Consider the following 22,797-nt stretch of genomic DNA (forward strand, 5'->3'; position numbering starts at 1 on the left):
TTGCTATATCTGCTCACATTCAAGAGGATACCGACAGAGCTCAGCGTTAGTGTAAGTGAAGATCCACCATAGCTGAGAAAAGGCAGCGTAATACCCGTAACTGGAATCAAGCCAATTACAACACTGATATTGATCATACATTGAATAGCAATCATGCCTGTGATACCCAATGCCAGCAGACTGCTGAAGCCATCAGGGGCTCGAAGTGCAACTTGTATGCCTCGCCATAAAAACAGCAAGAAAAGAAGCATGACACCGGCACCGCCTATAAAACCGAGCTCCTCTGAAAGAATGGCAAAGATGAAATCTGTCTGCGGCTCTGGCAAATAAAAGAATTTTTGCAGACTGTTTCCCAAACCCAATCCCATTAATCCACCAGGGCCGATGGCATAAAGAGATTGAATGATCTGGAACCCTTCCCCTAACGGATCCTCCCATGGATCCAAAAAAGCAGTGATGCGCTGTATACGATATGGCGCTGACAGGATAAGCGCTGCGAAAGCACCTAATCCTAAAATGCCGAGACCGACGAAATGAGAGATTCTGGCTCCGCTTACCAAAATCATCACCATACATGTGAGTACAAGCACCACACCTGTACCAAGATCCGGCTGGAGCATGATCATACCGAATGCGGTAAAAACAAGTAAGAGCGAAGGCAGGAACCCTTGCTTCAAGGAGGTTATATATTTTTGCTTGGCCGAGAGATAGACAGCTAAATATATAATCAAACCCAGCTTCGTGAATTCAGAAGGCTGGATACTGAACGCCCCTACCCCGATCCAGCTCCTCGCACCACCGCGGACCAAACCGACACCGGGGATCAAGACGGCAATGAGCAGGATAAAACAAATCAACAGTAAAACCTTCGCATATTTCCGCCAAATCTCATAATGCAGCCTGGAAATGACCAGCATAGCTCCTAAGCCAACACCGGCGAACAATAGCTGCCGCTTGGCAAAAAAGAAGCTATCATCAAATTTATATTCCGCCCACACTGCAGAAGCACTATACACCATGATGATACCGATTGTCAGCAGGCCTCCGATGGAAAAGAGCAATAGCCAGTCCGTCTTCGGAAGATTAGATTTACGCAAAGAAAAACCCCATTTCCTTGTATTGGAATTGGGGGTCCGCATGCAGCGAAGCGGCTGAGCAGGACAAGCCCCTACTCTAATGTATGCACCGCTTCAACAAACATGTCTCCTCTTTCTTCAAATGTCCGGTACTGATCCCAGCTTGCACATGCTGGAGACAGAAGAATCACATCGCCGCTTTCAGAGATGCGATGTGCGATTTCAGCTGCCTCTTTGACATCCTTCGCATGTTCGATAAGTTCGATTCCAGCCATATAGGCAGTCTCCCGCAATTTTTCAGCTGTTTCACCGAACACGATCAATGCTTTCACATGTTCCATGAATGGGACAAGCGTTTCAAACGTATTACCGCGATCCAACCCTCCTGCAAGCAGGATAGTCGGCTGATCAAACGATGATAATGCTTTGGACGTTGCCAATATATTGGTAGCCTTTGAATCGTTATAGAATGCACGGCCATTGATATGCTTAATATACTGCAATCGATGTTCAACACCTGAGAAAGTCTTCAATACTTGCTGAATGCCTTCATTAGTCGCTCCAGCTAGTTTAGCGGCTGCTAATGCTGCGAGAATATTCTCCAGCTGGTGGCCTCCGACAAGCAGGATATCTTTCATTGCAGCTATCGGTTCATCCTTGAAGTATACATGTGTATCATCGTACCACGCACCATTTTCCAGTTTTCTAGAACCAGAAAAAGGAACAAGCGTTGCTTTTGCAGCTTTGACGATTTCACGCAGCCGCTCATCTTCTGCATTGTAAACAAGATAATCAGTTGCATCTTGATTACGGAAAATATTGGCTTTTGCTTGTTCATAGTTCTCTAGAGAATGATGATAATCCAAATGGGCCTCGAAAATATTCAGCATAACGCTGATATTCGGACGGAACTGATCTATCCCTTGGAGCTGGAAAGATGAAAGCTCCAAAACAAGCCGGTCATCTTCTGTTGTCCTGTCGGCAACTTCCGATGCGGCTGTACCGATATTACCTGCTACGTACGTACTGACCTCGCTTTCTTTCAACATCTCATAAGCAAGTGTTGTCGTCGTCGTTTTACCGTTCGAGCCAGTTATGCCAATCAAAGTACCCTTATGAAGCAAACCAGCAAGTTCTACTTCCGTCAGAACCGGAATCTTTCTTTCCATTGCTGTTTGTACGATCACATTTTCATATCGAATCCCTGGGTTCTTGATCAAAACATCGATATCTTCCAGTAGTTCTACTTCTTGTACGCCAAGCTTCACTTGAGCACCTTTTTGCTCCAGAATTTGAACCAACTCTTCTTGATTGGCTGCGTTCAAGTCACTTACCCGCACATTGCGTCCATGGGCGAGCAATGTGCTGGCAGCAGCAAATCCACTCTTGGCCAAGCCTAGCACAAGCACGTTCTGATATGGGAATTTGGTTTCAAAATCACTCATCATAATCCCACCTTCATGTAAACACCGATGACAGCGAATAATAGTCCTACTGCCCAGAATGTCGTTACCACACGCCATTCCGACCAACCGGAAAGTTCATAGTGATGGTGAAGCGGGCTCATCTTGAATACCCGTTTACCAGTCGTTTTGAAGGAAATAACCTGGATCATTACAGAAAGTGTCTCAATAACGAACACACCGCCGATAACAATAAGCAGAATCTCCATTTTCGTCAGGATGGCAACAGCTGCGATAGCACCGCCAAGTCCCAGTGATCCAGTGTCTCCCATAAATACCTTCGCTGGATGCGCATTGAATACTAGGAATCCCAGCAATGCTCCAACTACAGCCAAAGCGAATACAGTGATTTGTGTTTGTTGGACATCATAGTAAGCCACCACGGCAAAAGCTCCGAATGCGATCGCAGCAGTACCTGCCAAAAGACCGTCCAGCCCGTCAGTCAAGTTGACAGCATTGGATGCGCCGACAAGCATGACAAGAATCAAGAAGAAATAACCCCATCCGAGGTCCCACTGAATCGATGTTCCCGGAATCTGTATGTACGTACCGAAATCATTGTATCGAAGCAGTGCATAAAAAATGATTGCAATAACGATCTGGCCAATCATTTTCTGCTTGGATGTTAATCCAAGATTCCGTTTCATTGCCACTTTGATGTAATCATCCAGGAATCCGAGCAAGCCGTATCCGATCAATACGAATAATAGCAGCCACGTTTCCAGGCTAAAATGGATGTTGCCTATTGCATGCATGATCCATGTTGATACGACAATGCTGATCATGATCATCACGCCGCCCATCGTCGGTGTACCCGACTTTTTCATATGGGATTTTGGTCCTTCCTCACGAATACTCTGACCGAATTTCAACCTTCGCAGAAATGGTATGATTATTGGAGAAATAAGGACGGTGACGATGAATGCTACTGCAATTGTCACAAGTAATAGTGCCACGTTCATTGATGTTTTCCTCCTTTAAAAAAGCACCCGTCCAGTGTATTACTGGCGCCAGTGGCGCCACGTTTCGGTTTACCAGCTATTAATTTTCTTCCATAACAGCGATTGTGTCAAGTATGGATTCCAGCTTCATACCGCGTGATGCTTTCAGAAGGACGATTGTATCCTGCTCTAGCAATGGCAGCAGTGCTTCTGCCAAGGAATCCTTGTCGCGGAAGTGGATGGCTGTGATTGGTGTATCTTTCAGTGCATCTGTAATTTCATCCGAATCATTACCAACGGTAAACACATGCGTCGTATCCGTAGTGATAACCTCTGCAATCTCTCGATGATAGCGTTTGGAGTCGGCCCCAATTTCATAAATGTCGCCAAGTACAAGGATGCGTTTGGCAAACGGCAGCCCCTGTACTGTCCCAATGGCTGCTTTCATTGAAGTTGGAGAAGCGTTATATGCATCATTGATGATCTTACTCCCATTCTTACCAGCAACCTGTTCCATACGCATTCCAGTCATTGACGGAGCATCCAATGCATGCTGGATAAGCTGCTGACTGACACCAAGCTCTTTTCCTAGCACGATTGCATATCCTGCATTCCGTACATTATGCGCACCAAGCAAAGAAAATGTATAATTTTCACCGTTCACAGAAAAAGCAGTTGCCGCATCAAGTGCCTGCTCGATTTTGAGCAGCTGCTTATTATGCCCTTCAAAGCCGCATGTGATCGTAGTTTCTTTTTCATGTTGGAATGTAAGCAGAGGCTCATCCCCATCAATAATCAGTACGCCATCTTCAGCAAGGCCAGCTGTAATCTCACTCTTTGCCTTGGCAATGCCTTCTCTTGAACCAAGGAATTCGATATGGGATTCCCCAATATTCGTGATGATGGCATAATCAGGCTGCGCAATATGCGACAACAGTTCGATTTCACCGAAATTGCTCATGCCCATCTCTAAAACAAGTACTTCACAGGAAGGCTGCATAGATAGCACAGTGAGGGGCAATCCAATATGGTTATTAAGATTCCCTTTGGTTGCCAGCACCTCATATTTCTCTTTCAAAACACTAGTAACTATATCTTTCGTAGTTGTTTTACCGTTTGAACCGGTGATACCGACAACAATCGGATCAACCGCATCGCGATGTGCTTTAGCAAGCTTCTGTAGTGCTTCCAGCGTATCATCCACCAGAAACAGCACAATACTAGAAGCAGCTTCGGGAATCGGTAATGATTTATCCCACAAAGAAGCAACCGCCCCCAGTGAAACTGCCTGTTCTATAAAAGCATGTGCATCGAACCGTTCTCCCCTAATTGGGACAAACAAACTATTTGGCGCTTCTTTTCTGCTATCGGTATTCACTTCTACAATGGCGAATTCCTGCTGTTTTGTTGCATCAGGGAATACATCATATAGGAAATCACTTGAAAATAGCATGGTCATTCTCCTAATCCTGCTCTTTGGATGGCTTGCGCTGCAACAAGACGATCATCAAAATCAAGCACCTGATTTCCTACGATCTGATACGTCTCATGCCCTTTACCCGCGATCAAGACAATATCATCATTTCCGGAAAGCTCAATGGCACGCTGAATTGCTTCTGCCCGGTCTGGAACGACAACATACTGGTCGGATTCCAATCCTCTTACCATATCCTCCAGGATAGCATTCGGATCCTCTGAACGCGGATTATCCGCAGTGAAAATGGATGTATCGGAATATTGGACAGCTTTTCCTGCCATAAGCGGTCGTTTTGTCTTGTCGCGGTCGCCACCGCAGCCTACTACAGTTATTATATTGCCCTTCACGAACGATTTTATCGTTGTCAGGACATTCTCCAATGAATCCGGTGTATGTGCATAGTCCACAATTACGCCAAACGGCTGTCCAGCCATGACAGGTTCGAACCGGCCAGCTACACCGGTCGTCTTTTGCAATGTGCTGCAGATCGTTTCAAAAGGGATACCGCTGCAAATAGCTGCTCCCACAGCCGCAAGCATATTATAAACATTGAATTTACCCATCAGCTTGCTTGTGATTTTTGCTTCGCCCTTCGGTGTTTGAAGCACAAAAGTCGTACCATTGGACGCAAGCTGTATATCCTTGGCCATGATGTCAGCTTCGTTATCGATCCCATACGTGCAAATTGGCTGTGCAGTCGATCTAATCAATGCATCTGCGTAACGATCATCTGTATTGATAACCGCGTACTTCGGATGCTCTGGATCAAAAGTATTACCTAGCTGCGAAAATAAAAGACTTTTTGCATGGAAATAATCTTCAAAGCTTTCATGATAATCAAGATGATCCTGTGAGAGATTCGTAAATACAGCAATATCAAAATCAGTGCCGTGCGCTCTTCCCCTGTCCAATGCATGGGAAGATACCTCGATGACAGCCGTATCGACTCCTTCATCTACCATCTTCCGGAAACCTTTTTGCAGGAACAGTGCATCCGGTGTCGTGTTTTTCACCGGGAATGTCTCATCTTTGATTTTCATTTGGATTGTACCAATCACACCAGTAGCTTCCTTGTTGGAACGGAAAATACTTTCCAGCAAATACGTCATGCTCGTCTTGCCGTTGGTACCAGTAATTCCGATTACCCGCATCTCTTTTGATGGGTGATCGTAGAAAGTATTGGCTAATGGAGCCAAAGCGCGAAGTGTGTCTTTTACCAGAATGACTGGAATGGATACATCAACCGGGCGTTCGGCTAAAATAGCCGCCGCTCCTTGCTCCTCAGCCTGTCTGGCAAACGTATGTCCGTCGACTACTGCTCCATCTATACAAATGAATAGATTGCCAGATTTAATTTCCCGGGAATCGATTGTCAATCCGGTAATGTCGATTTGTTCATGGGCCGCCTGCTGTTCATAAAAAGGCAGTGCGGATAAAAGTACTGCTAGTTTCAAAGCTGCCACGTCCTTCATTTATCCTTACAAAATGCAAAGTAATATTATTTTAATTAATTGAGGCGTAAAAACCTTTCCCCATTATACCAGAATTTATGTCTGCAGGAATGGTTCATCCGATTTATTCAGGAGGGTTTTCGGATAAATACAGGCGGACAGTGGATCCTGCTTCCATCTTTGTTCCAGCTTTTGGTTCTTGATCGATGATATACTCACCTTTTCCGCTCAATTCCAGGTTCAGTGTCGTGTAGTATTCTGTCAGTTCCCGTTTTTTCATACCGACAAAATCAGGTGCTTCTGCCGGCGGCTCTTCGGGCCAGCTGTATGATTTTTCCAGTCCGTCCGTCTGTGGTTCTACTCCCATTGAACGAAGACTGTCCTCCAGGATGGTACCTACAATCGGCGCAGCTACTTTACCACCGAATTGGATGGTATTCTTCGGATTATCTATGGCAAGGTAAACGACGATCTCCGGATCATTGGCAGGTGCGAACCCGATGAAGGAAAGAATATAGTTGTTTTCCATATAGGTTCCGTTTGCTCCCACTTTCTGGGCTGTTCCTGTTTTACCGCCAATCCGAAATCCTTCGCGGTAAGCTCCTCGACCTGTTCCTTTAGCTACAACGTTTTCTAAGGCGTTACGCACCTGTTCTGATGTATCCTCCGACACTACCCGTCGTTTCATGACTGTCTCTGTGGCTGTCTCTGTGTCTCCGGTAACTGGATCCTTCCACGACTTGGCTATATGCGGCTGATATAAGTACCCTCCGTTGATAGCAGCTGATACACCCATTACTTGCTGGATTGGCGTTACAGAAACACCTTGTCCGAAAGCAGTGGTGGCTGTCTCCACTTGCCCGATTTTCGTCGGATCAAATAAAATACCTTTACCTTCCCCCTGCAAATCGATACCAGTTTTCTCACCGAATCCGAAATCCTTAATATAAGAGAATAGACGATCTGTTCCGAGTTTCTGTCCAAGTGAAACAAACCCTGGGTTACAAGAATTCTGCACTACTTCTAAATATGTCTGGTCCCCATGGCCCCCGCGCTTCCAGCAATGCAGTGTGGCGCCATCCACTTTTATCGCACCGCTATCATGGAAATGATCGTTTTCCAGGTCTACCACCTTTTCCTCCAATGCAGCAGCGAGTGTAATGATCTTGAATGTACTACCTGGCTCATAGGAACTCCAGATCGGCAGATTTCTGTTGTACGTATCTGGGTCGGCTTCGTTGTAATTTTCCGGCTCGAAAGACGGTCTCGACGACATTCCGAGGATTTCACCTGTATCAGGATCTACAGCTAATGCTATCGCTCCATCCGGATTGTATTTTGCTTCTGCATTATCCAGTTCCCGCTCTATGATCGTTTGGATATCAGAATCAATGGTCAGCTGAAGGTCCATTCCATCCGTTGGCGGTGTATAGACATCCGCCATATCTTCCAAACGATGCCCTTTTGCATCAGAGAAAAACGACAGACTTCCCGACTCTCCGCTCAGTTCTTCGTCATAGTAAGCCTCCAGCCCCATTAAGCCCTGATTGTCAATTCCGCTGAAGCCGAGTACATGGGACAGATAGTCCCCGTTTGGATAGTGCCGTTTCGAATCTTTGGCAATATAAACACCTTCCATGTTCAATGCCTGAATGGCTTCTGCTTGCTCTTCTGAAATTTTTCGTCCTTCTGGGTGAATTCTTTCAATGGACGCTTTCTTCGTCACATGCTGCAAGGCCTTGTCCTTTTCCATTCCAAGGATCTCAGCGAGCTTTTCTGCTGTTTTGTCAGGATCCTTGATTTGTCGCGGTACGACCATCACAGTTGGTGCAGAGACATTCTCTGCCAGCACCTCACCATTACGGTCGAGTATCTTTCCTCTTTCCGGCTCGAATGTGATATTCCTGCTCCAGGAATCCTCAGCCTTGTCCACCAAGTCCTTGCCTAGGACGAACTGGACATATGCCAATCGGATTCCGATAACCAGGAACACGATAAACGCCAAAATAAAAACAGTGACCAACCGCTTGCGCATCGTAACATTGGATACTCTCTTCACACAAATCTCTCCCTCGTATACAAAGGTAGGCTTGTATCCATGTTATGACCGTTGGCAAGCGGATAGACCACTGTCCGGTTTTCTTATGTCGAGAATTCGACAGCAAGATAGTCGTTCTTATTCAATTTCGTTCCCTTTTTGATGCTTTGTGTCTTGACGTAGCCGCTGTTGAGTGTTTCAACATCCAGCTGGAGCAGTTCTCCCAATTCAAGCACTTCACGCATGGACCATCCTTTTATATCAGGCATCGTTGGTTCATCTGTAACAACGATTGCTCGTTCGCCTTCCAGAACGGATTGGCCGCTTTCCACACTCGTTTTGGCGACGTTATCTCCCTCACCGATAACAACTACATCCATGCCGGTATCTTCCAAGGCGTTCTTTGTTGCACGAGTAGACATACCTTCAATATCTGGTACTCGTTTTTCGGATACTTCATTTTTATCGTCGGCTTGATCCGGACTGATGTCCATATAATGCAGCGCATTTTCCATCACATTTTTGAAGATGAAAGCAGATGGTTCACTGCCAGTTTCCGTCGCACTCAATTCTGGCTGCAGCACGGAGACATACATGATCAGTTCCGGATCATCAGCAGGCGCCATACCAAGGAAGGAGAATAGATAATTATTCTTACCCTGCATATAGCCGCCACCGTTTGGATTTGGGATTTGTGCAGTACCCGTTTTACCAGCCACACTATAATCATCCAATTTATACGGTTTACCAGTACCATGTTCAGATGTTACGACTGATTCAAGTATTTTCAAAGTCTCATCTGCTGTTTCTTTTGATATTGGCTCCGCTTGAACCTCTGTCTTTTTCTGCTCGACTACTTTCTTTGTGTCTGGATTGACGATTTTATCGATAATATGTGGTGTCACCATCTTGCCATCGTTGGCAATGGCACTTGCTGCAGTGACCATTTGTATCGGTGTTGCAGTCGTCCCCTGCCCATAGGCTGTACTGATTCGCTCGGCTTCGTAGTTATACAAAATTGTACCAGCTATCTCACCCGGCAAATCAATGCCAGACTTTTGATCAAAATGGAATTTCTTAAGATACTCCAGGAATTTATCTTCACCGATTTTATTAGCCACCAGATTCGCAACCGCCACGTTGGAAGATCGCTGAATTCCTTCTAAGTAGCTGATAGAACCCCAAGATTTATTATAGTCCCCAATCGTCGTATCTTTGTCGACCTTATAGGTTCCGGATTTATATTCCTCATCCGGATTCCATTTCCCCTCTTCAATCGCAGACGCGACAGTGAACATCTTCATGGTCGATCCTGGTTCCATCGGATTGGAAATGGAGTCATTGTACCAGTTTTCCACATTCTCCGGGTCGTTCGGATCATAGCTCGGCCGGTTGCTCATTGCTACAATTTCACCGGTTTTTGGATTCATGACAACTGCACTGATTTTCTTCGGACTCCACTTTTCATCTACTTGTGTAAGAGTATCCTCCAGTAAAGTCTGTATCTTTTGATCAATGGTCAGGTAAACGTTATCACCATCTTGGGCAGCCTGAACTTCTTCATTCGGATTCAGCAGCTTATATCCATAACCATCTTGTTCATATGAGATATTCCCATTTTTACCCGCCAGCTGATCATTCAGCTGCTGTTCAATTCCTGTCAAGCCAGCAATTACGCCATCTTGTCGCTGTGCCAGTCCAATTACTTGCGAAGCAAAGGTACCATTCGGATAAAAGCGCTCTGCTTCTTCTGTGAACTGAATCCCCGGCAAGTCGAGGTCTTCGATCTTTTTCTTCTGATCCTGCGATAATCCGCTTCCGGCGGAACCGAATTCCACCTGGAACTTGTCCCCGTCGATTCCATCTTGAAGACGTTTTTTCAAATCGTTCACGTCTGCCCCGATGACTTCAGCAATCTCTTCTGCTGTCTTATCCACATCTGTCACATGGATCGGATGGTCCTTATCCGCGGAATATTTTTCACTAACAATCGCATAAATAGAATAAGTTGGCTGATCGTACGCCAACTCCATTCCATTGCGATCCAGTATCTTCCCTCTCGTTGCTTCGAGCGTATACGAGTCGGTCCGCTTACCTTCCGCGAATTCTTTTAAATTGACCCCGGCAACTTCACCGGATGCCTGGATGAACAAGAAACGTCCAGCTAAGACAAGAAAGAGCAAGGCAAAGACGGATAGCAGAAACATCGCCATTCTTTGTGATGTCTTGTTCTTTTTCATATTGACAGTACCTTTCTTATTCAGAGACTTTGTTTGCCTCTTTTACTTTTGCGCTTTGTACTTTCAAACCCGCATCACGTGCGATATCGATGATGCGTTCCGGTTTGCTCAATTCTTTTACTTCATAAGTCAGATCTTTGTTTGCGACCTGCTGGTGGCTGATTTCGGAATCAAGTGCTTCCAAGTCACGATTAACGTTATACGTGGAAGCTGCGAAGGTGACGAAATAAGCTGCTGCAGCCAAGATAACCAAGCTGAATACAGCATATAGAACCTTCTCTCCCGGCGTAATCCACGTTTTCTTATGAACTTTTACTTTTACCTGTCGTTTCGGCTGCTGCTGCGGTCTTTGTGCCGGACTGCTCTGCTGCCAGCTTCTTGCACGTTCTGCGCTCAAGCTTATTCCTCCCCTGTATTAGAATTCGAATTTGGAACTCCACGGTTTTATTTTCTCTGCAACGCGGAGTTTTGCGGAACGGGATCTTCTGTTATCTTCCAGTTCCTCATCACTTGCCAATATCGGCTTTCTCGTAATAAGAGCAAACGGTGCCTTGCTGTCTTCCGGCAAAATTGGGATATTGCGCGGAACCGGCAGCGGTGTGCTCCAAGATTTGAATGCCTGCTTACACATTCTGTCCTCCAGCGAGTGGAAGGTAATGACTGACACTCTTCCCCCAACTGCAACTATCTCTGCTGTCTGCTGCAGCGCGTCCCGAAATGCTTGCAGTTCATCATTCACTGCAATCCGGATCGCCTGGAAAATCCTTTTGGCCGGATGGCCGCCTTTTCTTCTTGCAGGTGCAGGAATCGCTTCCTTGATCACTTCCACAAGTTCAAATGTTGTTTCAATCGGTTTCGTTTCTCGTCTATTCTCTATTTTTCTCGCAACCTGCTTGGAAAAATTCTCTTCTCCGTATTGGAAGAATATCCGTACAAGCTGCTCGTAAGACCACGTATTAACCACCTCGTAGGCAGAAAGCGCCTGATGCTGGTTCATGCGCATATCCAGCGGCGCATCGTGCTGATAACTGAATCCTCTTTCTGCCTGATCAAGCTGCGGAGAGGATACGCCCAGGTCGAATACTACCCCATCGACTTCCGTGACGCCTCTTTCCTCAAGTTCGCTTTTCAAGTGTCGGAAATTCGCCTGGATATATTCGATCCGATCGCCATATTGCGCGAGTCTCGCCGATGTGGCCTCGATGGCTTGCTTGTCCTGGTCGAACGCATACAGTTTACCTTTATCAGACAACTGCTTCAAAATCACTTCGGAGTGACCTCCTCCGCCTAGGGTGCAATCCACATATGTACCTTCTGGCTTCACAGCGAGCCCTTCAATCGTCTCTCTGTTCAGCACACTATAATGTTCAAACAAGTTATACATCCTTTCGGCTACCATCAAATATCGAAATCAAGCATATTTTCAGCGATTTCAGCAAAAGATTCCTCAGATTCATCAAAATAGGAATTCCATTCGCTCTCCGCCCAGAATTCGATCCGTCCAGACACACCAATGATGGCAACGTCCTTCTCAAGCTTCGCATATTTCCTGAGCGGTGCAGGGATATTGATTCTCCCTTGCTTATCAAGCTCACATTCGACTGCTCCTGAAAAGAAGAAGCGAGTGAATGCACGGGCATCCTTCTTGGTCAATGGCAGCTTTTTTAGTTTTTCTTCTAGGAGTCTCCATTCCTCCATAGGGTATCCAAACAAACATTGGTCCAATCCCCGGGTCAGTACGAAACGTTCTCCCAAGTCTTCACGGAACTTGGCAGGTACGATAATACGTCCTTTTGTATCGACCGTATGCTGGAATTCCCCCATGAACATAGACTCCGCCCCCACTTTCCATTTTCATAGTACCACATCGCCCCACATTTCACCACCTCAATATTCACACTTTTTAATAGCATTTTCTCCCTTGCCTAGCGCTTTTTCGGAGTTTTGTGCACAAAAAAACGTGCCTGGTCGTCGACCAGACACGCTTTGTGTTTCATTATAACGTTACGATATGGTGGGGCGTTGTGAAATCATAGCTTTTCTGCGCTAATTCGTGCCAAATCTCCAGTCCGTGCATATTCCAAATAGAGAATAGGCTCCATGTCCGCTCCTGCAGCCCATTTTCCGGGTGAAGTGCGCATTGGATATGGTCAAAATGGGATAACGCCACTCTATGCTGTTCTTTTATCCTAGCTTCCATTCGCTTTACCAGAAAATCAATATCTTCCTCCAAATGACGAAGATTCTTTTCTGCCAGGCTGCCGAGATCATCAGCAATTGATGCGGCACTGTGCCGCAGCGGTGCGTGTAAATCAGCCATTGCACGCTTCACTTGCTCAGATAAAACAGCGATCGGCGGCTGCTGCTGTGCAGCAAGATAATGGATTTTCTCCGCTTCTACACCAGATGCGATAGCTTTCTCCGGGCGCAGGTGATAACGGCTGAGCAGCTTCTCGGTCTTACTGTCAAGCATCGTGAAAGACAGACGCGGCATGACCGGCGGCATGTTAAAGCCAACTGCCTCAAAGCCTGGTTTCAGATTCGCCCAATAGGCGATTTCTCCAGGACCGGCAATGAAAGCAAGTACCGGAAGGAGGTAGTCCTGCATGAGCGGGCGGGTGACAACGTTATTACTGAGTCTTTCCGGCGCTGTTTCCGCTATAAGTAACAGCTCTTCTTCTGTAAAGACTGCTTCATCAGCTTTACCTCGCCACTTGCCCTCACTGTCACGTATAAGGAGCGTTCTTTCACCGTCGATATAGCAGAACAGGTTGGCATCCTCTGGTTCCGCACCCAACACGTCGGTATAGCCCATCTGCTGAAGCTCCTGAGATGCTCCATAAACACCTTGACTTATCTGCTGCTGCTTGTCGATCAGCTCCCGGAAAAATGGCCGCTCCACTTGTCTTAGTGCTGGATCACCAGAATCCACAAGCACCAATCCTGTATCTTTGTACAAGAAATGAATGAATTTCGCGAAGAAGTCAACAAAAGTTTCGGATTGATCCAATATATTGCCAACCGTCGAATGAATATCCTTTGTGTACGCTGTTTCTGGCAGGGCAGCAATCACTTCCTGCAAGAAATCGTGCATCAATCCGTTATCAAGCACTACATCAGAAGCTGCTATCTTTTCAGCCAAATGCTGCTTCCATTTGAATTTCTTCAGCTTGCTGCCCTTTGGAAGGTAAATATGGTTAATTTCCTCCACGTCATGATCCTCACCGGCTATCCAGAAAACCGGAATGACCGTCGCACCTAGTTTTTTGCTTTGCTCGGAAGCAAGGGAAATGATGGAAGTAATCTTATGCAATGTCAATAAGGGACCGGTGAAAAGGCCTGCCTGTTGACCGCCTACAACAGCCACCGTCTTAGCATCAGCCAATTTATCGATATTATGGATCGTTGCTTGATCCGCTCCCCACTCTCTATTACATTTGTGGAGAAGTTCAACTAGCGCCTCCCTCGGGAATTTACGAGCTTCAAGCTCCTCCAGTCTAGTTGCATAGCTTTCTTGGCGGAATGGGGATAAATTGAATTTCCCCATGATAGAAGGAAGCTCTGCCCGATAATCGGCTACCAATTTGTTCGGACTTTCCAGTCTCATTGGTTGTATTACCATATTAAGTACTCCTTTATAAACATCTGATATGTATTACTGTCTGATAAATGTAACGATAACACCTGCTACGAGCAGCAGGATGTATAGCGGACCGAACAAGAGGAAGCAGATGCGCAGGAAAATGCGCCATACATGCTTAAAGACGATCTCTCCGCGGTACTTATAATGCAAAAGCACCACCATAATGAACAATACCGCAAGGAAACCTATCATATAACCGATCACTGTATGCTGTAAAATGATTTGCAACATAATCATAACAGAAAAGATATAGAATACGGCAGTAGTTTGCACGCTATGGAGAAAAGCATTCCGTCTTTTATGGATGATACGTCTGGCAATCAAATAATAAATCCAAGTAGCAAGCGGCGGTACGGTTATTGCTGCCGCTAAAAGGTAAGCAATTAAGTGCGTCATAGATTAGTCCTCTCCTGCTGTTTCGTAAGTCCAAGTATACTATAGTAGACAAAATCCGTATAAGGAACGGCTTGTTTGGCATGTTTGCGGACGTATCCGGATATGGATTCAATTTCAGTCTGCCTGCCAGCTTGAATATCTCTGTACATAGAGGATAGATTAGCTTTTGTGGCTTGTATGATTCTGCGAACATTTGCCCATTGCTGTTCCACCTCTAAACCGAGCGCATCTGCTGCTTCCTCGCATAACAGCAAAGCTAACTTTTCAAAGGCTGGGCGTTCCAGCAGCTTGCCATTCTCCACCTGATAAATGGCAGTCAACGGATTGATCACAGCATTTGCAATCAATTTTGTTCCTAACATCACATGCCAATCCTGCTCCAATAAAAACGGGAAATCTGGTTTATGCAGCTGTTTCACAAGTACTCCAGCGTAATTGCCAGCCAGGTCAGCCAGGCGAATCACAGCTTGCCCTGTATGCGCTACGGTATGGGAATCTATCCGTATAGCACCATGTTCTACCGATCCGACGATAATCGGATAATCAAAATCTGCTTTCTGCAAAAAGTCCGTATGATCCATACCATTTTGGAGGAAAACGGCTGGAGCTTTAGCATACGGCTTCAACTTTTCCCAAATTTGGTGCAAATCATATTGTTTCACACAGAATATCCATACATCGGCTTGTTTTAAAGCCTGCCATTCAGCCGAAGGCAGCGTATCCACCGTAATCACTTCGTCCCCTACATGCAGACCATTCCCTGCAATCATTTCGGACTGGTCGCGTGTTCTTGTCATCAGCCGCACATCATGATACCTGCCGAGTTTGGCGGCTATAAGCAACCCGATCGCCCCTCCGCCGATCACATTGATTTTCATATCCGTTCCCCCAATCGTCCTTTACCTAATTGTTTATTTTAGCAAAAGAACTGACAGTATGGATATAAGAAATATAACGCTTGAATTTGTAACCGTTTTCATATATATTGAAAACATAAGTCACACAGCGAAATTTTTTAATACGGAGAGGGGAATCTGTATGACATTTGCTAAAGTGGAAAAATTGCCGGTGAATTATAAAACAGCTGAGGATTTTGAACGCTTTGCCGCACAGGGTAACGCAGAGCTTTCGATGCTGGATGAGTTCCAGCTCAGCCTTATTGAGAGTGACGATGACACACTTTTTTATGGAATTTACATGGATAATGAGCTTGCAGCAAGAATGGCGCTCACCTTTGTAAACGAACAGCGTGACAATACTTTCTATCCGCCAAAGGGATATGTGGAAATTTCCAAACTGGAAGTGCTGCCTGCATACCAAGGAAATGGACTTGGTTCATCTCTTGTGGAGTTCGTGCAGTCCTTTGCCAAACCAGTTCGAACGAAAGCAAGGGTACATTCGGAAGCTTTCTGGACTAGGCTGAATTTCAAGGACAGCAGTAAAAAGGAAGACAGCTTGTCTGTGATGACGTGGCAGCCGACAAAATGAAAAAAGCCCAACTGGGCTTTTTTTAATTTGTCTCAGCTTCCTCGATTACCCAACGGCAAAGTTTCTCCATTTCTATGCAAGCGTCCTGATACCGTTTAAGCTGATCCTTCAGCTTAGCATTCTCTTCTTTCAATGTCCGAAGCTCTTCCTGCGGTTCGTTTCTCGGCACTTGAAAATTCTGTTTCACTTTTTCAAGTAAGTCAATAGCTGCTTCCAAGCTGATGGATTCTTTATCATCCCTCACCGGAGCTGCTTCTTTATCTGACACTGGAAGCTGTTGTTTCCGCTGCTGTTTTGCGATTTCGATATCCGTTTGGTAATACTGACGGAGTGATGCATTCCAACGAAATCCACATGCCGCCGCAGTACGGTTGAGCTTTACCGCCACATCACGGAAGGCATCCAGCTGCGTCTTTCCTTCCTGGATAAAATCCAATACTGTATTTGCCAATAAGACATCCTCTTTATCCGACCATGCATCTTGTCTCGTACTCTTCAAAACGCTTCCCCCCTCTTCTATTCTGCTATCAATGTATGCGAGAGGGAAAAATGCTAGACTAGAAAACGGACGATAGAATATAAAAAAACATCTATCGGCACTATGCCGACAGATGTCGTCTTTCTTTCTTACGCTTCAACCACTGCTTTTCCATCATAATGTCCGCAAGATCTGCAAACGTGGTGTGGTTTTGCAAGTTCTCCACAGTTAGAGCATTCTACCATTCCAGGTACATGCAATTTTTTGTGTGTACGGCGTTGGTTTTTTACTTTTTTAGAAGTTCTTCTTTTAGGTACTGCCACGGTCCTACACCTCCTTCAATCGTTACAATGCTTATTCGTCGTCCTTTTTCAAGAGAGCTTGCAGTTTCTCGAGCCTCGGGTCGATCTTGTCCTGCTGTGCTTCCTCACTGGCAAGCTGCCAGCCTTCTCCTTGTTTCGTGGCATTATCCAATGCCTCCGGATCGTCGGAGAAAACACGGAAAGGAACATCCAATAGGATATTTTCCTCTATATACGGTTTCAAGTCAAGCAGTTCTCCCTCAATAGGATGAATCTCTGACTCGTCATCCGCGCTTGCATATGGAGACAAAGTAAACAGTTCAGTCGCTTCAACATGGAATTCATACGGTACATCTACCAGCGTACGCGCACATGGAAGAATCATCTTACCATCCACAGCAAACTTGACAGTTATATCGTTTCCATGCGATGTCGCCTGACCGCTGACCTTCACCGGATCAATCCGACGAATATCATTTTTGCCCTGGATGTCTGATACATCCACTTGCTCTGTAAATTCGAAAGGTTCAAGACCTTTAGCTTTAAGCTTTTGAACCGGAATTTTCACGTTAATTCACCTCATGGCAACAAAAGTAATTGTAAAAAAAAACAGAAGCTTTGTCAATATATTTTCTTTACACCAAGGCAATAATTAGCCTATATTCTTAGTAAAGAACATTAAAGCTATTGTAACACGTACGAAAAGCAGAGAAAACCGTTTAGGAGCGGAGAAGGAAGTGAGAAAGCCCAGAGTGAGTGTTCTCCCCCGCACAGGGATTTATCGCTTCCGGCGCAGCTCCTGGTTTTCGGAACTAGACACCACCCGAAAAGCGAAAGAAACCGTTTAGGAGCGGAGAAGGAAGTGAGAAAGCCCAGAGTGGGTGTTCTCCCCCGCGCAGGGATTTATCGCTTCCGGCGCAGCTCCTGGTTTTCGGAACTAGACACCACCCGAAAAGCGAAAGAACCGTTTAGAGACTGCATGATATTACATAAATCTTTTCTCCTATAAAAAAATAGAAAGGAGCATTCATATGGAAGCATGCGGCCTCATCGTCGAATATAACCCTTTACATAACGGTCATGTTTATCATATACAGCAAGCTCAAAAATTAACCGGCAGCGATTGCACGATTGCTGTAATGAGCGGGAATTTCACACAGCGTGGTGAACCGGCGATTATGGACAAGTTCAGCCGTACAAAAGCGGCCCTTTCTGCCGGTGTTGATCTAGTTGTCGAATTGCCATTCCTTTTTGCGGTACAGCATGCTGATTTGTTTGCCAAAGGTGCTGTTTCCATCCTTGAAGCACTCAAGGTAGAACATCTTGTATTTGGATCTGAGAACGGCTCTATTGCATCTTTCCATCAAGCTCTAAAGGAACGGGAAAAAAACCAATCAGCATTTGAGACGGTTTTGAAACAGCAACTGGAAAATGGCTTTTCCTACCCTGAAGCGAATCGAGCAGCATATGAGTTAGCAGGAATCAATTCCACACTTGATCTCAGCAGCCCAAATAATATTTTAGGATTTGCATATCTTCGAGCAGCCAAGGCCCTTGATTCGCCAATAAAGGTCGATACAATCCGTCGTATTCAAGCCGGGTATCATGAACAGTCTATTACCGGTCCTATTGCCAGTGCCACATCCATCCGCTCTGCTTGGCAGGATGAGAAGTCTCGAGAAGTAAAAGCAGCTGTGCCAGAAAAGACGTTCGAATTATTGGGAACGGAGGAACTACACAGCTGGGAAAGTTATTTTCCGCTTTTGCGCTACCTTATCTTAACGCGACCTGCCGAAGCACTGCATCAGATTCATGGAATGGATGAGGGGTTGGAGTACCGTTTCAAGAAATACATCAACCAGTCATTGAATTTTCAGCAGTTTCTCTCCCTGATCAAAACGAAACGCTATACTTGGACAAGACTGCAGCGCGTGTGTGTACATTTACTTTCAAATACTCAAAAGCATTTGATACACGAATATTTAGGTGCAGCAGTCCCTTATATCCGTATTCTAGGCATGACGAAAAATGGACAGGCATTTCTCTCCTCAAGGAAAAAACAGCTTGACATTCCGTTATATACTCAATTGAAGGACGGCATGCATCCTGTTGCCGATATCGAATTGCAAGCAACGGATGCGTATTACAGTATTTTACCACCTGAAGTAGCTGCTGCTTCACGCAGACAAGAGATATCCCCCCCTATATTTGTATGATAAAAGGATGCATCTAAGCGATGCATCCTTTTATCATTTTGCTGGCATTTCTTCTAAGTAATTCTTCGCATCATCAAAAGTATCGACTGGCACAACCTTCATATCTGTATCGATATCTTCGGCTGTTTGTTTCGCCACTTGATAATTCGAATCTTCGGATTCTTGTTCATTTGGAGCAAAGAAAATATCGCAGCCTTCTTTATCTGCGGCTACAACCTTCTTGTCGATTCCGCCGATACGGCCGACATTTCCTTCATAATCCACTTCGCCGGTTCCGCATATCTGAAGGCCTTTCGTCAGATCTTCTTCTTCCAGCTGATCATAAATTTCCAAGCTGAACATAAGACCCGCACTCGGTCCGCCGATTTGTCCGCTCGAGAAAGTCACTTCCGGATCCTCCGTCACGTCACGATCGGTTACGAGTGTAATTCCGATACCAGGTATCTGGGTATCAGGCAGAGCTTGCAGCTTTAATTTTTTTTCAAGCTGTTTGTCATCTCGGTCTATTTTCAGGGTAATCGTATCACCCACGTGTTTGGACGTGACATAATTCGTCAGATCTGTCGCTTCCTTCACTGGCTGTTCATCTACAGAAGTGATGTGATCGCCCTGCTTGAGCTGGCCATCTGCTGGCATTTCTTTGACGACTGATACAACATATACACCTTTGTAATCGATTTGCAGGTCTGCACCAGCTGCCTCATAGGCAACGACAGTAGAAGCTTCTTGGGAGCTTTCCATCTGCATCAGCTGTGCTTGTGTATATTCTTCCTCGGAAACACCCTCAGGAATGACATCTTCAAGTTTTTCAATTTGATGATAGGGCAAGATTTTAGCCATCACATATTGGAATGGTGTTGCTTGTCCGCCACGCACGGTGACGAGATGCATGTCACCTTCACTCTTCTCACTGCCATCTACAGAAACAATTGGATCAAGAGCATCTGCTGCACCCGGCTTGTATACATAATATGGCATTCTGTAAATTCCGGAAAAACAGAAGACGATGATCAGGAGCAGAATAACGAACAAAATATATCGTGTGTTCTGTTTCATCTACAAGTTCCCCTTCTGTGCCCGCTTTCTCTACTTATTCAGAAGAAGAAGCATATTTCCCTTTTGAGCACGCGTATAGTTAAGATAGCCTGTACAATCCAGGCTGAATTTAAGTTTACTACTTCGAATTCAAGAAGTACAGCTGTCATAAATCGGAGGGATCTTTGTGCAAAAAATGAAATCGGTTATGCTGGCAGGAGCTGCACTGCTGCTGGCAGTCAGCTTGATTATGTATCCGGACCCATCATTGCAGGCCAGCATACGTGGATTGAATATGTGGTGGGAAGTCGTCTTTCCATCCCTCCTGCCTTTCTTTATCACCGCAGAACTTCTGATTGCTTTTGGGATGGTCCGTTTTATAGGCGTTTTTTGTGAGCCGATCATGCGGCCTTTGTTCAATGTACCGGGCGTTGGGAGTTTTGTACTCGCAATGGGAATGGCCAGCGGATATCCATCAGGCGCAAAACTGACAAGCCGGCTGCGTCAGGAAAAACAGCTGACAAAGATTGAAGCAGAGCGGCTTGTTTCCTTCACAAATGCCAGCAACCCTTTATTCATCGTTGGTGTTATTGCGGTAAGCTTTTTTGGAGAAGCAGAGCTTGGCATCCTGCTAGCTGTGGCGCATTACGGGGGGAATATACTAGTCGGTATCTGCATGCGCTTTTATGGCCGCTCCGAACCTCGCTCATCCTACGTACGGGAAAAGGGACTGGTCTCACGGGCATTTCGGGAATTGCATGAAACACGTATGGCTGATAAAAGACCCTTCGGTAAGATCTTTGGAGATGCGGTCATAAATTCCATTCAGACATTACTTATGATCGGCGGATTCATTATCATGTTTTCCGTTTTTAATAAGCTATTATTTATTTTGGGCATCACAGACTCCCTGGCCTATGGGTTAAAACTGCTTACCAGTATATTCGGAGTCCCAGACGAATTAGTTGTTCCAATGTTTTCAGGTTTATTCGAAATTACTATGGGCGGCCAAATGATCGCTCAAGCATCAGGATCCAACTTTTTCTTTCCTGTTATAGTCGTCAGCTTCATCCTTGCATTCAATGGTTTTTCGGTTCAAGCACAAGTCGCAAGTATTCTCGCCGAGACAGATATCAGGTTTGCTCCGTACTTTTTTGCCCGTTTACTCCACGGGTTCATTGCGGCTGGACTAGCTGCTATTCTTTATGGAACGCTTTACGCCAGACACCAAGAAACAAGTATCCTGACGTTCTTACAAGAAAAAACAGCCCCTGACACTTCCGTGGAGCTGCTTCGTTTTCTTTCGTCATTTGGTCCTGCTTTCACACTCACCACGCTTGCAGTTGGTACATTGATCCTGCTGAAACGCCGATTACATTAATATTTATGTCTGATGGCTTCTTGTACCGGAGGCGGCACGAGCTTACTGATGTCAGCCCCAAAGCTTGCTGCCTCCTTCACGATACTGGAGCTCAAGAAACTATAAGCTGAATCAGCTGTTATGAAAATAGTCTCCAATCCTGGCTCTAGATGACGATTGATACCACTGATCTGCATCTCGTTTTCAAAATCACTTACAGCCCGCAAACCGCGGACCAGAACCTTCACATCATGCTGTTTGGCAAAATCAACGGTGAGACCTTCCGCTTTAAGAACAGATACGTTGGAAATATGTCTTACCGACTGCCGCAAAAGCTCCATACGCTCTTCTTCATTGAACAACGGCTTTTTCTTGCTGTTCACTGCTACAGCCACAATTACTTTATCAAATATTGCTGCTGCCCTTTGGATGATATCCACATGACCATTTGTGACTGGATCGAACGAACCTGGATACATAGCTATCGTCATCATTCATCCTCCTGGGCAGCTTGATAGATGGTAATAGCGGTAGTATTCCCATACACATCCTGTTTTACAGCTTGCAATCCAGCGATGAATGCCGGCAATTCCTTCTTCGCATCATGTTCACAGACGATTCGTCCGTTTGCTCCCAATATACCTGCTTCACTGATTTGTTCCAGAAGGCCTTCGTATGACATTTTTTGATAAGGCGGATCCAAAAAAATCAAATCAAACTGCTTCTCTCTTTTTGCAACTGCCTTCAGTGCACGCAGCGCATCATTCCGGTATACTTCCGAATGTTCCGTCAGCCTGAGCGTAGTCAGGTTTTGTTTGATTGTCTCGACAGCCTTGCCTTGCTTATCCACAAAGATACAGTGCGTCATTCCTCTGCTTAAAGCTTCTATGCCAAGTCCTCCGCTTCCCGCGAACAAATCCAGACATTCTCCGCCTTCGAAAAACGGACCCAGTACCGAAAACAGGCTTTCTTTTACTTTATCAGTAGTCGGTCTTGTCAATTGATTGGGGACAGGTTTCAAAGCCCTGCCTTTATGCTCTCCAGCGATTACTCGCATTACATTCCACTCCTTCAAAAAACGATGTATATTCCCGCCGAAGCCGGTCCATACTGTACTATTGAAGCGGCTATCACGCTAATAGCTGCTTCATGAACACGGAGAAGACTTACGTTTCCCCATAAGCTCTTCCTCC

22 protein-coding genes are annotated in these 22,797 nt (G+C 45.5%); 3 read left to right on the top strand and 19 right to left on the bottom strand.

The genetic code is table 11. The features are described from left to right. The 13 genes from spoVE to SFC25_RS12575 all read right to left on the bottom strand — a co-directional run. On the bottom strand, positions 1–1,097 hold a 1,097-nt coding region (gene spoVE, locus SFC25_RS12515), incomplete at its 3' end, for a stage V sporulation protein E (protein ID WP_411215602.1). A 71-nt stretch (positions 1,098–1,168) separates the two neighbouring features. After that, positions 1,169–2,521, bottom strand: coding sequence for a UDP-N-acetylmuramoyl-L-alanine--D-glutamate ligase (murD, locus tag SFC25_RS12520; protein ID WP_411215603.1), 1,353 nt, complete (start codon positions 2,519–2,521; stop codon positions 1,169–1,171). Continuing rightward, positions 2,521–3,501: a phospho-N-acetylmuramoyl-pentapeptide-transferase gene (mraY, locus tag SFC25_RS12525; RefSeq protein ID WP_411215604.1), complete on the bottom strand. Its 981-nt coding sequence runs from the start codon at positions 3,499–3,501 to the stop codon at positions 2,521–2,523. Before mraY ends, murD begins: the two co-directional genes overlap by 1 nt. 79 nt (positions 3,502–3,580) lie before the next feature. Further along, positions 3,581–4,939, bottom strand: coding sequence for a UDP-N-acetylmuramoyl-tripeptide--D-alanyl-D-alanine ligase (locus SFC25_RS12530; RefSeq protein WP_411215605.1), 1,359 nt, complete (start codon positions 4,937–4,939; stop codon positions 3,581–3,583). After that, positions 4,936–6,411 carry a UDP-N-acetylmuramoyl-L-alanyl-D-glutamate--2,6-diaminopimelate ligase gene (locus SFC25_RS12535; RefSeq protein ID WP_411215606.1) on the bottom strand — a complete coding sequence of 492 codons (1,476 nt, stop codon included), beginning with the start codon at positions 6,409–6,411 and terminating at the stop codon, positions 4,936–4,938. Before SFC25_RS12535 ends, SFC25_RS12530 begins: the two co-directional genes overlap by 4 nt. Before the next feature lie 121 nt (positions 6,412–6,532). Next, a complete protein-coding gene (locus SFC25_RS12540; protein ID WP_411215607.1) occupies positions 6,533–8,467 on the bottom strand; it encodes a stage V sporulation protein D in 1,935 nt (644 codons plus the stop codon). 83 nt (positions 8,468–8,550) lie between these two features. Then, on the bottom strand, positions 8,551–10,686 hold the full coding sequence (locus SFC25_RS12545; protein WP_411215608.1) for a penicillin-binding protein: 2,136 nt from the start codon (positions 10,684–10,686) through the stop codon (positions 8,551–8,553). Between the two features lie 16 nt (positions 10,687–10,702). Continuing rightward, positions 10,703–11,083 (bottom strand): cell division protein FtsL, encoded by a 381-nt coding sequence (gene ftsL / locus SFC25_RS12550; protein ID WP_411215609.1) that lies wholly within the window; start codon positions 11,081–11,083, stop codon positions 10,703–10,705. Between the two features lie 18 nt (positions 11,084–11,101). Continuing rightward, positions 11,102–12,061 carry a 16S rRNA (cytosine(1402)-N(4))-methyltransferase RsmH gene (gene rsmH, locus SFC25_RS12555; RefSeq protein ID WP_411215610.1) on the bottom strand — a complete coding sequence of 320 codons (960 nt, stop codon included), beginning with the start codon at positions 12,059–12,061 and terminating at the stop codon, positions 11,102–11,104. Positions 12,062–12,084: 23 nt separating this feature from the next. Next, a complete protein-coding gene (gene mraZ, locus SFC25_RS12560; protein WP_038559932.1) occupies positions 12,085–12,516 on the bottom strand; it encodes a division/cell wall cluster transcriptional repressor MraZ in 432 nt (143 codons plus the stop codon). 166 nt (positions 12,517–12,682) lie between these two features. Beyond that, on the bottom strand, positions 12,683–14,308 hold the full coding sequence (gene bshC, locus SFC25_RS12565; RefSeq protein ID WP_411215611.1) for a bacillithiol biosynthesis cysteine-adding enzyme BshC: 1,626 nt from the start codon (positions 14,306–14,308) through the stop codon (positions 12,683–12,685). A 33-nt stretch (positions 14,309–14,341) separates the two neighbouring features. Next, positions 14,342–14,725 carry a DUF3397 domain-containing protein gene (locus SFC25_RS12570; RefSeq protein WP_411215612.1) on the bottom strand — a complete coding sequence of 128 codons (384 nt, stop codon included), beginning with the start codon at positions 14,723–14,725 and terminating at the stop codon, positions 14,342–14,344. Further along, entirely contained in the window at positions 14,722–15,603 is an 882-nt protein-coding gene (locus tag SFC25_RS12575; RefSeq protein WP_411215613.1) for a 2-dehydropantoate 2-reductase, read from the bottom strand. The genes SFC25_RS12570 and SFC25_RS12575 overlap by 4 nt, the downstream gene beginning before the upstream one ends. A gap of 160 nt (positions 15,604–15,763) precedes the next feature. Between SFC25_RS12575 and SFC25_RS12580 the strand changes: the two genes are divergently transcribed. Beyond that, a complete protein-coding gene (locus tag SFC25_RS12580; RefSeq protein WP_411215614.1) occupies positions 15,764–16,213 on the top strand; it encodes a GNAT family N-acetyltransferase in 450 nt (149 codons plus the stop codon). Positions 16,214–16,235: 22 nt separating this feature from the next. Here the strand turns inward: SFC25_RS12580 and SFC25_RS12585 are convergent, their stop codons facing one another. From SFC25_RS12585 to SFC25_RS12595, 3 genes are all read right to left on the bottom strand, one after another. After that, positions 16,236–16,712, bottom strand: a complete 477-nt coding sequence (locus SFC25_RS12585; RefSeq protein ID WP_411215615.1) for an RsfA family transcriptional regulator — start codon at positions 16,710–16,712, stop codon at positions 16,236–16,238. 128 nt (positions 16,713–16,840) lie between these two features. Next, complete coding sequence (gene rpmF / locus SFC25_RS12590; RefSeq protein ID WP_077309792.1) at positions 16,841–17,014, bottom strand: 50S ribosomal protein L32; 174 nt, start codon at positions 17,012–17,014, stop codon at positions 16,841–16,843. A 31-nt stretch (positions 17,015–17,045) separates the two neighbouring features. Then, positions 17,046–17,561, bottom strand: coding sequence for a YceD family protein (locus SFC25_RS12595; protein WP_411215616.1), 516 nt, complete (start codon positions 17,559–17,561; stop codon positions 17,046–17,048). Between the two features lie 463 nt (positions 17,562–18,024). Between SFC25_RS12595 and SFC25_RS12600 the strand changes: the two genes are divergently transcribed. Then, the gene (locus SFC25_RS12600) at positions 18,025–19,209 is read left to right on the top strand and encodes a nucleotidyltransferase (protein ID WP_411215617.1); all 1,185 of its coding nucleotides are present in this window, start codon (positions 18,025–18,027) and stop codon (positions 19,207–19,209) included. Positions 19,210–19,242: 33 nt separating this feature from the next. Here SFC25_RS12600 and SFC25_RS12605 read toward each other — a convergent pair whose 3' ends face one another. Then, positions 19,243–20,265 carry a SepM family pheromone-processing serine protease gene (locus SFC25_RS12605; RefSeq protein WP_411215618.1) on the bottom strand — a complete coding sequence of 341 codons (1,023 nt, stop codon included), beginning with the start codon at positions 20,263–20,265 and terminating at the stop codon, positions 19,243–19,245. Between the two features lie 175 nt (positions 20,266–20,440). Between SFC25_RS12605 and ylbJ the strand changes: the two genes are divergently transcribed. Then, positions 20,441–21,625 (top strand): sporulation integral membrane protein YlbJ, encoded by a 1,185-nt coding sequence (gene ylbJ / locus SFC25_RS12610; protein WP_411215864.1) that lies wholly within the window; start codon positions 20,441–20,443, stop codon positions 21,623–21,625. Here the strand turns inward: ylbJ and coaD are convergent. Both coaD and rsmD read right to left on the bottom strand, forming a co-directional pair. Beyond that, positions 21,622–22,098, bottom strand: a complete 477-nt coding sequence (gene coaD, locus SFC25_RS12615; protein WP_411215619.1) for a pantetheine-phosphate adenylyltransferase — start codon at positions 22,096–22,098, stop codon at positions 21,622–21,624. The genes ylbJ and coaD overlap by 4 nt on opposite strands. Further along, a complete protein-coding gene (gene rsmD, locus SFC25_RS12620; protein WP_411215620.1) occupies positions 22,095–22,679 on the bottom strand; it encodes a 16S rRNA (guanine(966)-N(2))-methyltransferase RsmD in 585 nt (194 codons plus the stop codon). The genes coaD and rsmD overlap by 4 nt, the downstream gene beginning before the upstream one ends. Between the last annotated feature and the right edge of the window lie 118 nt (positions 22,680–22,797).

The organism is Terribacillus saccharophilus (assembly GCF_046592595.1).
Lineage (GTDB): Bacteria > Bacillota > Bacilli > Bacillales > Amphibacillaceae > Terribacillus > Terribacillus saccharophilus_C.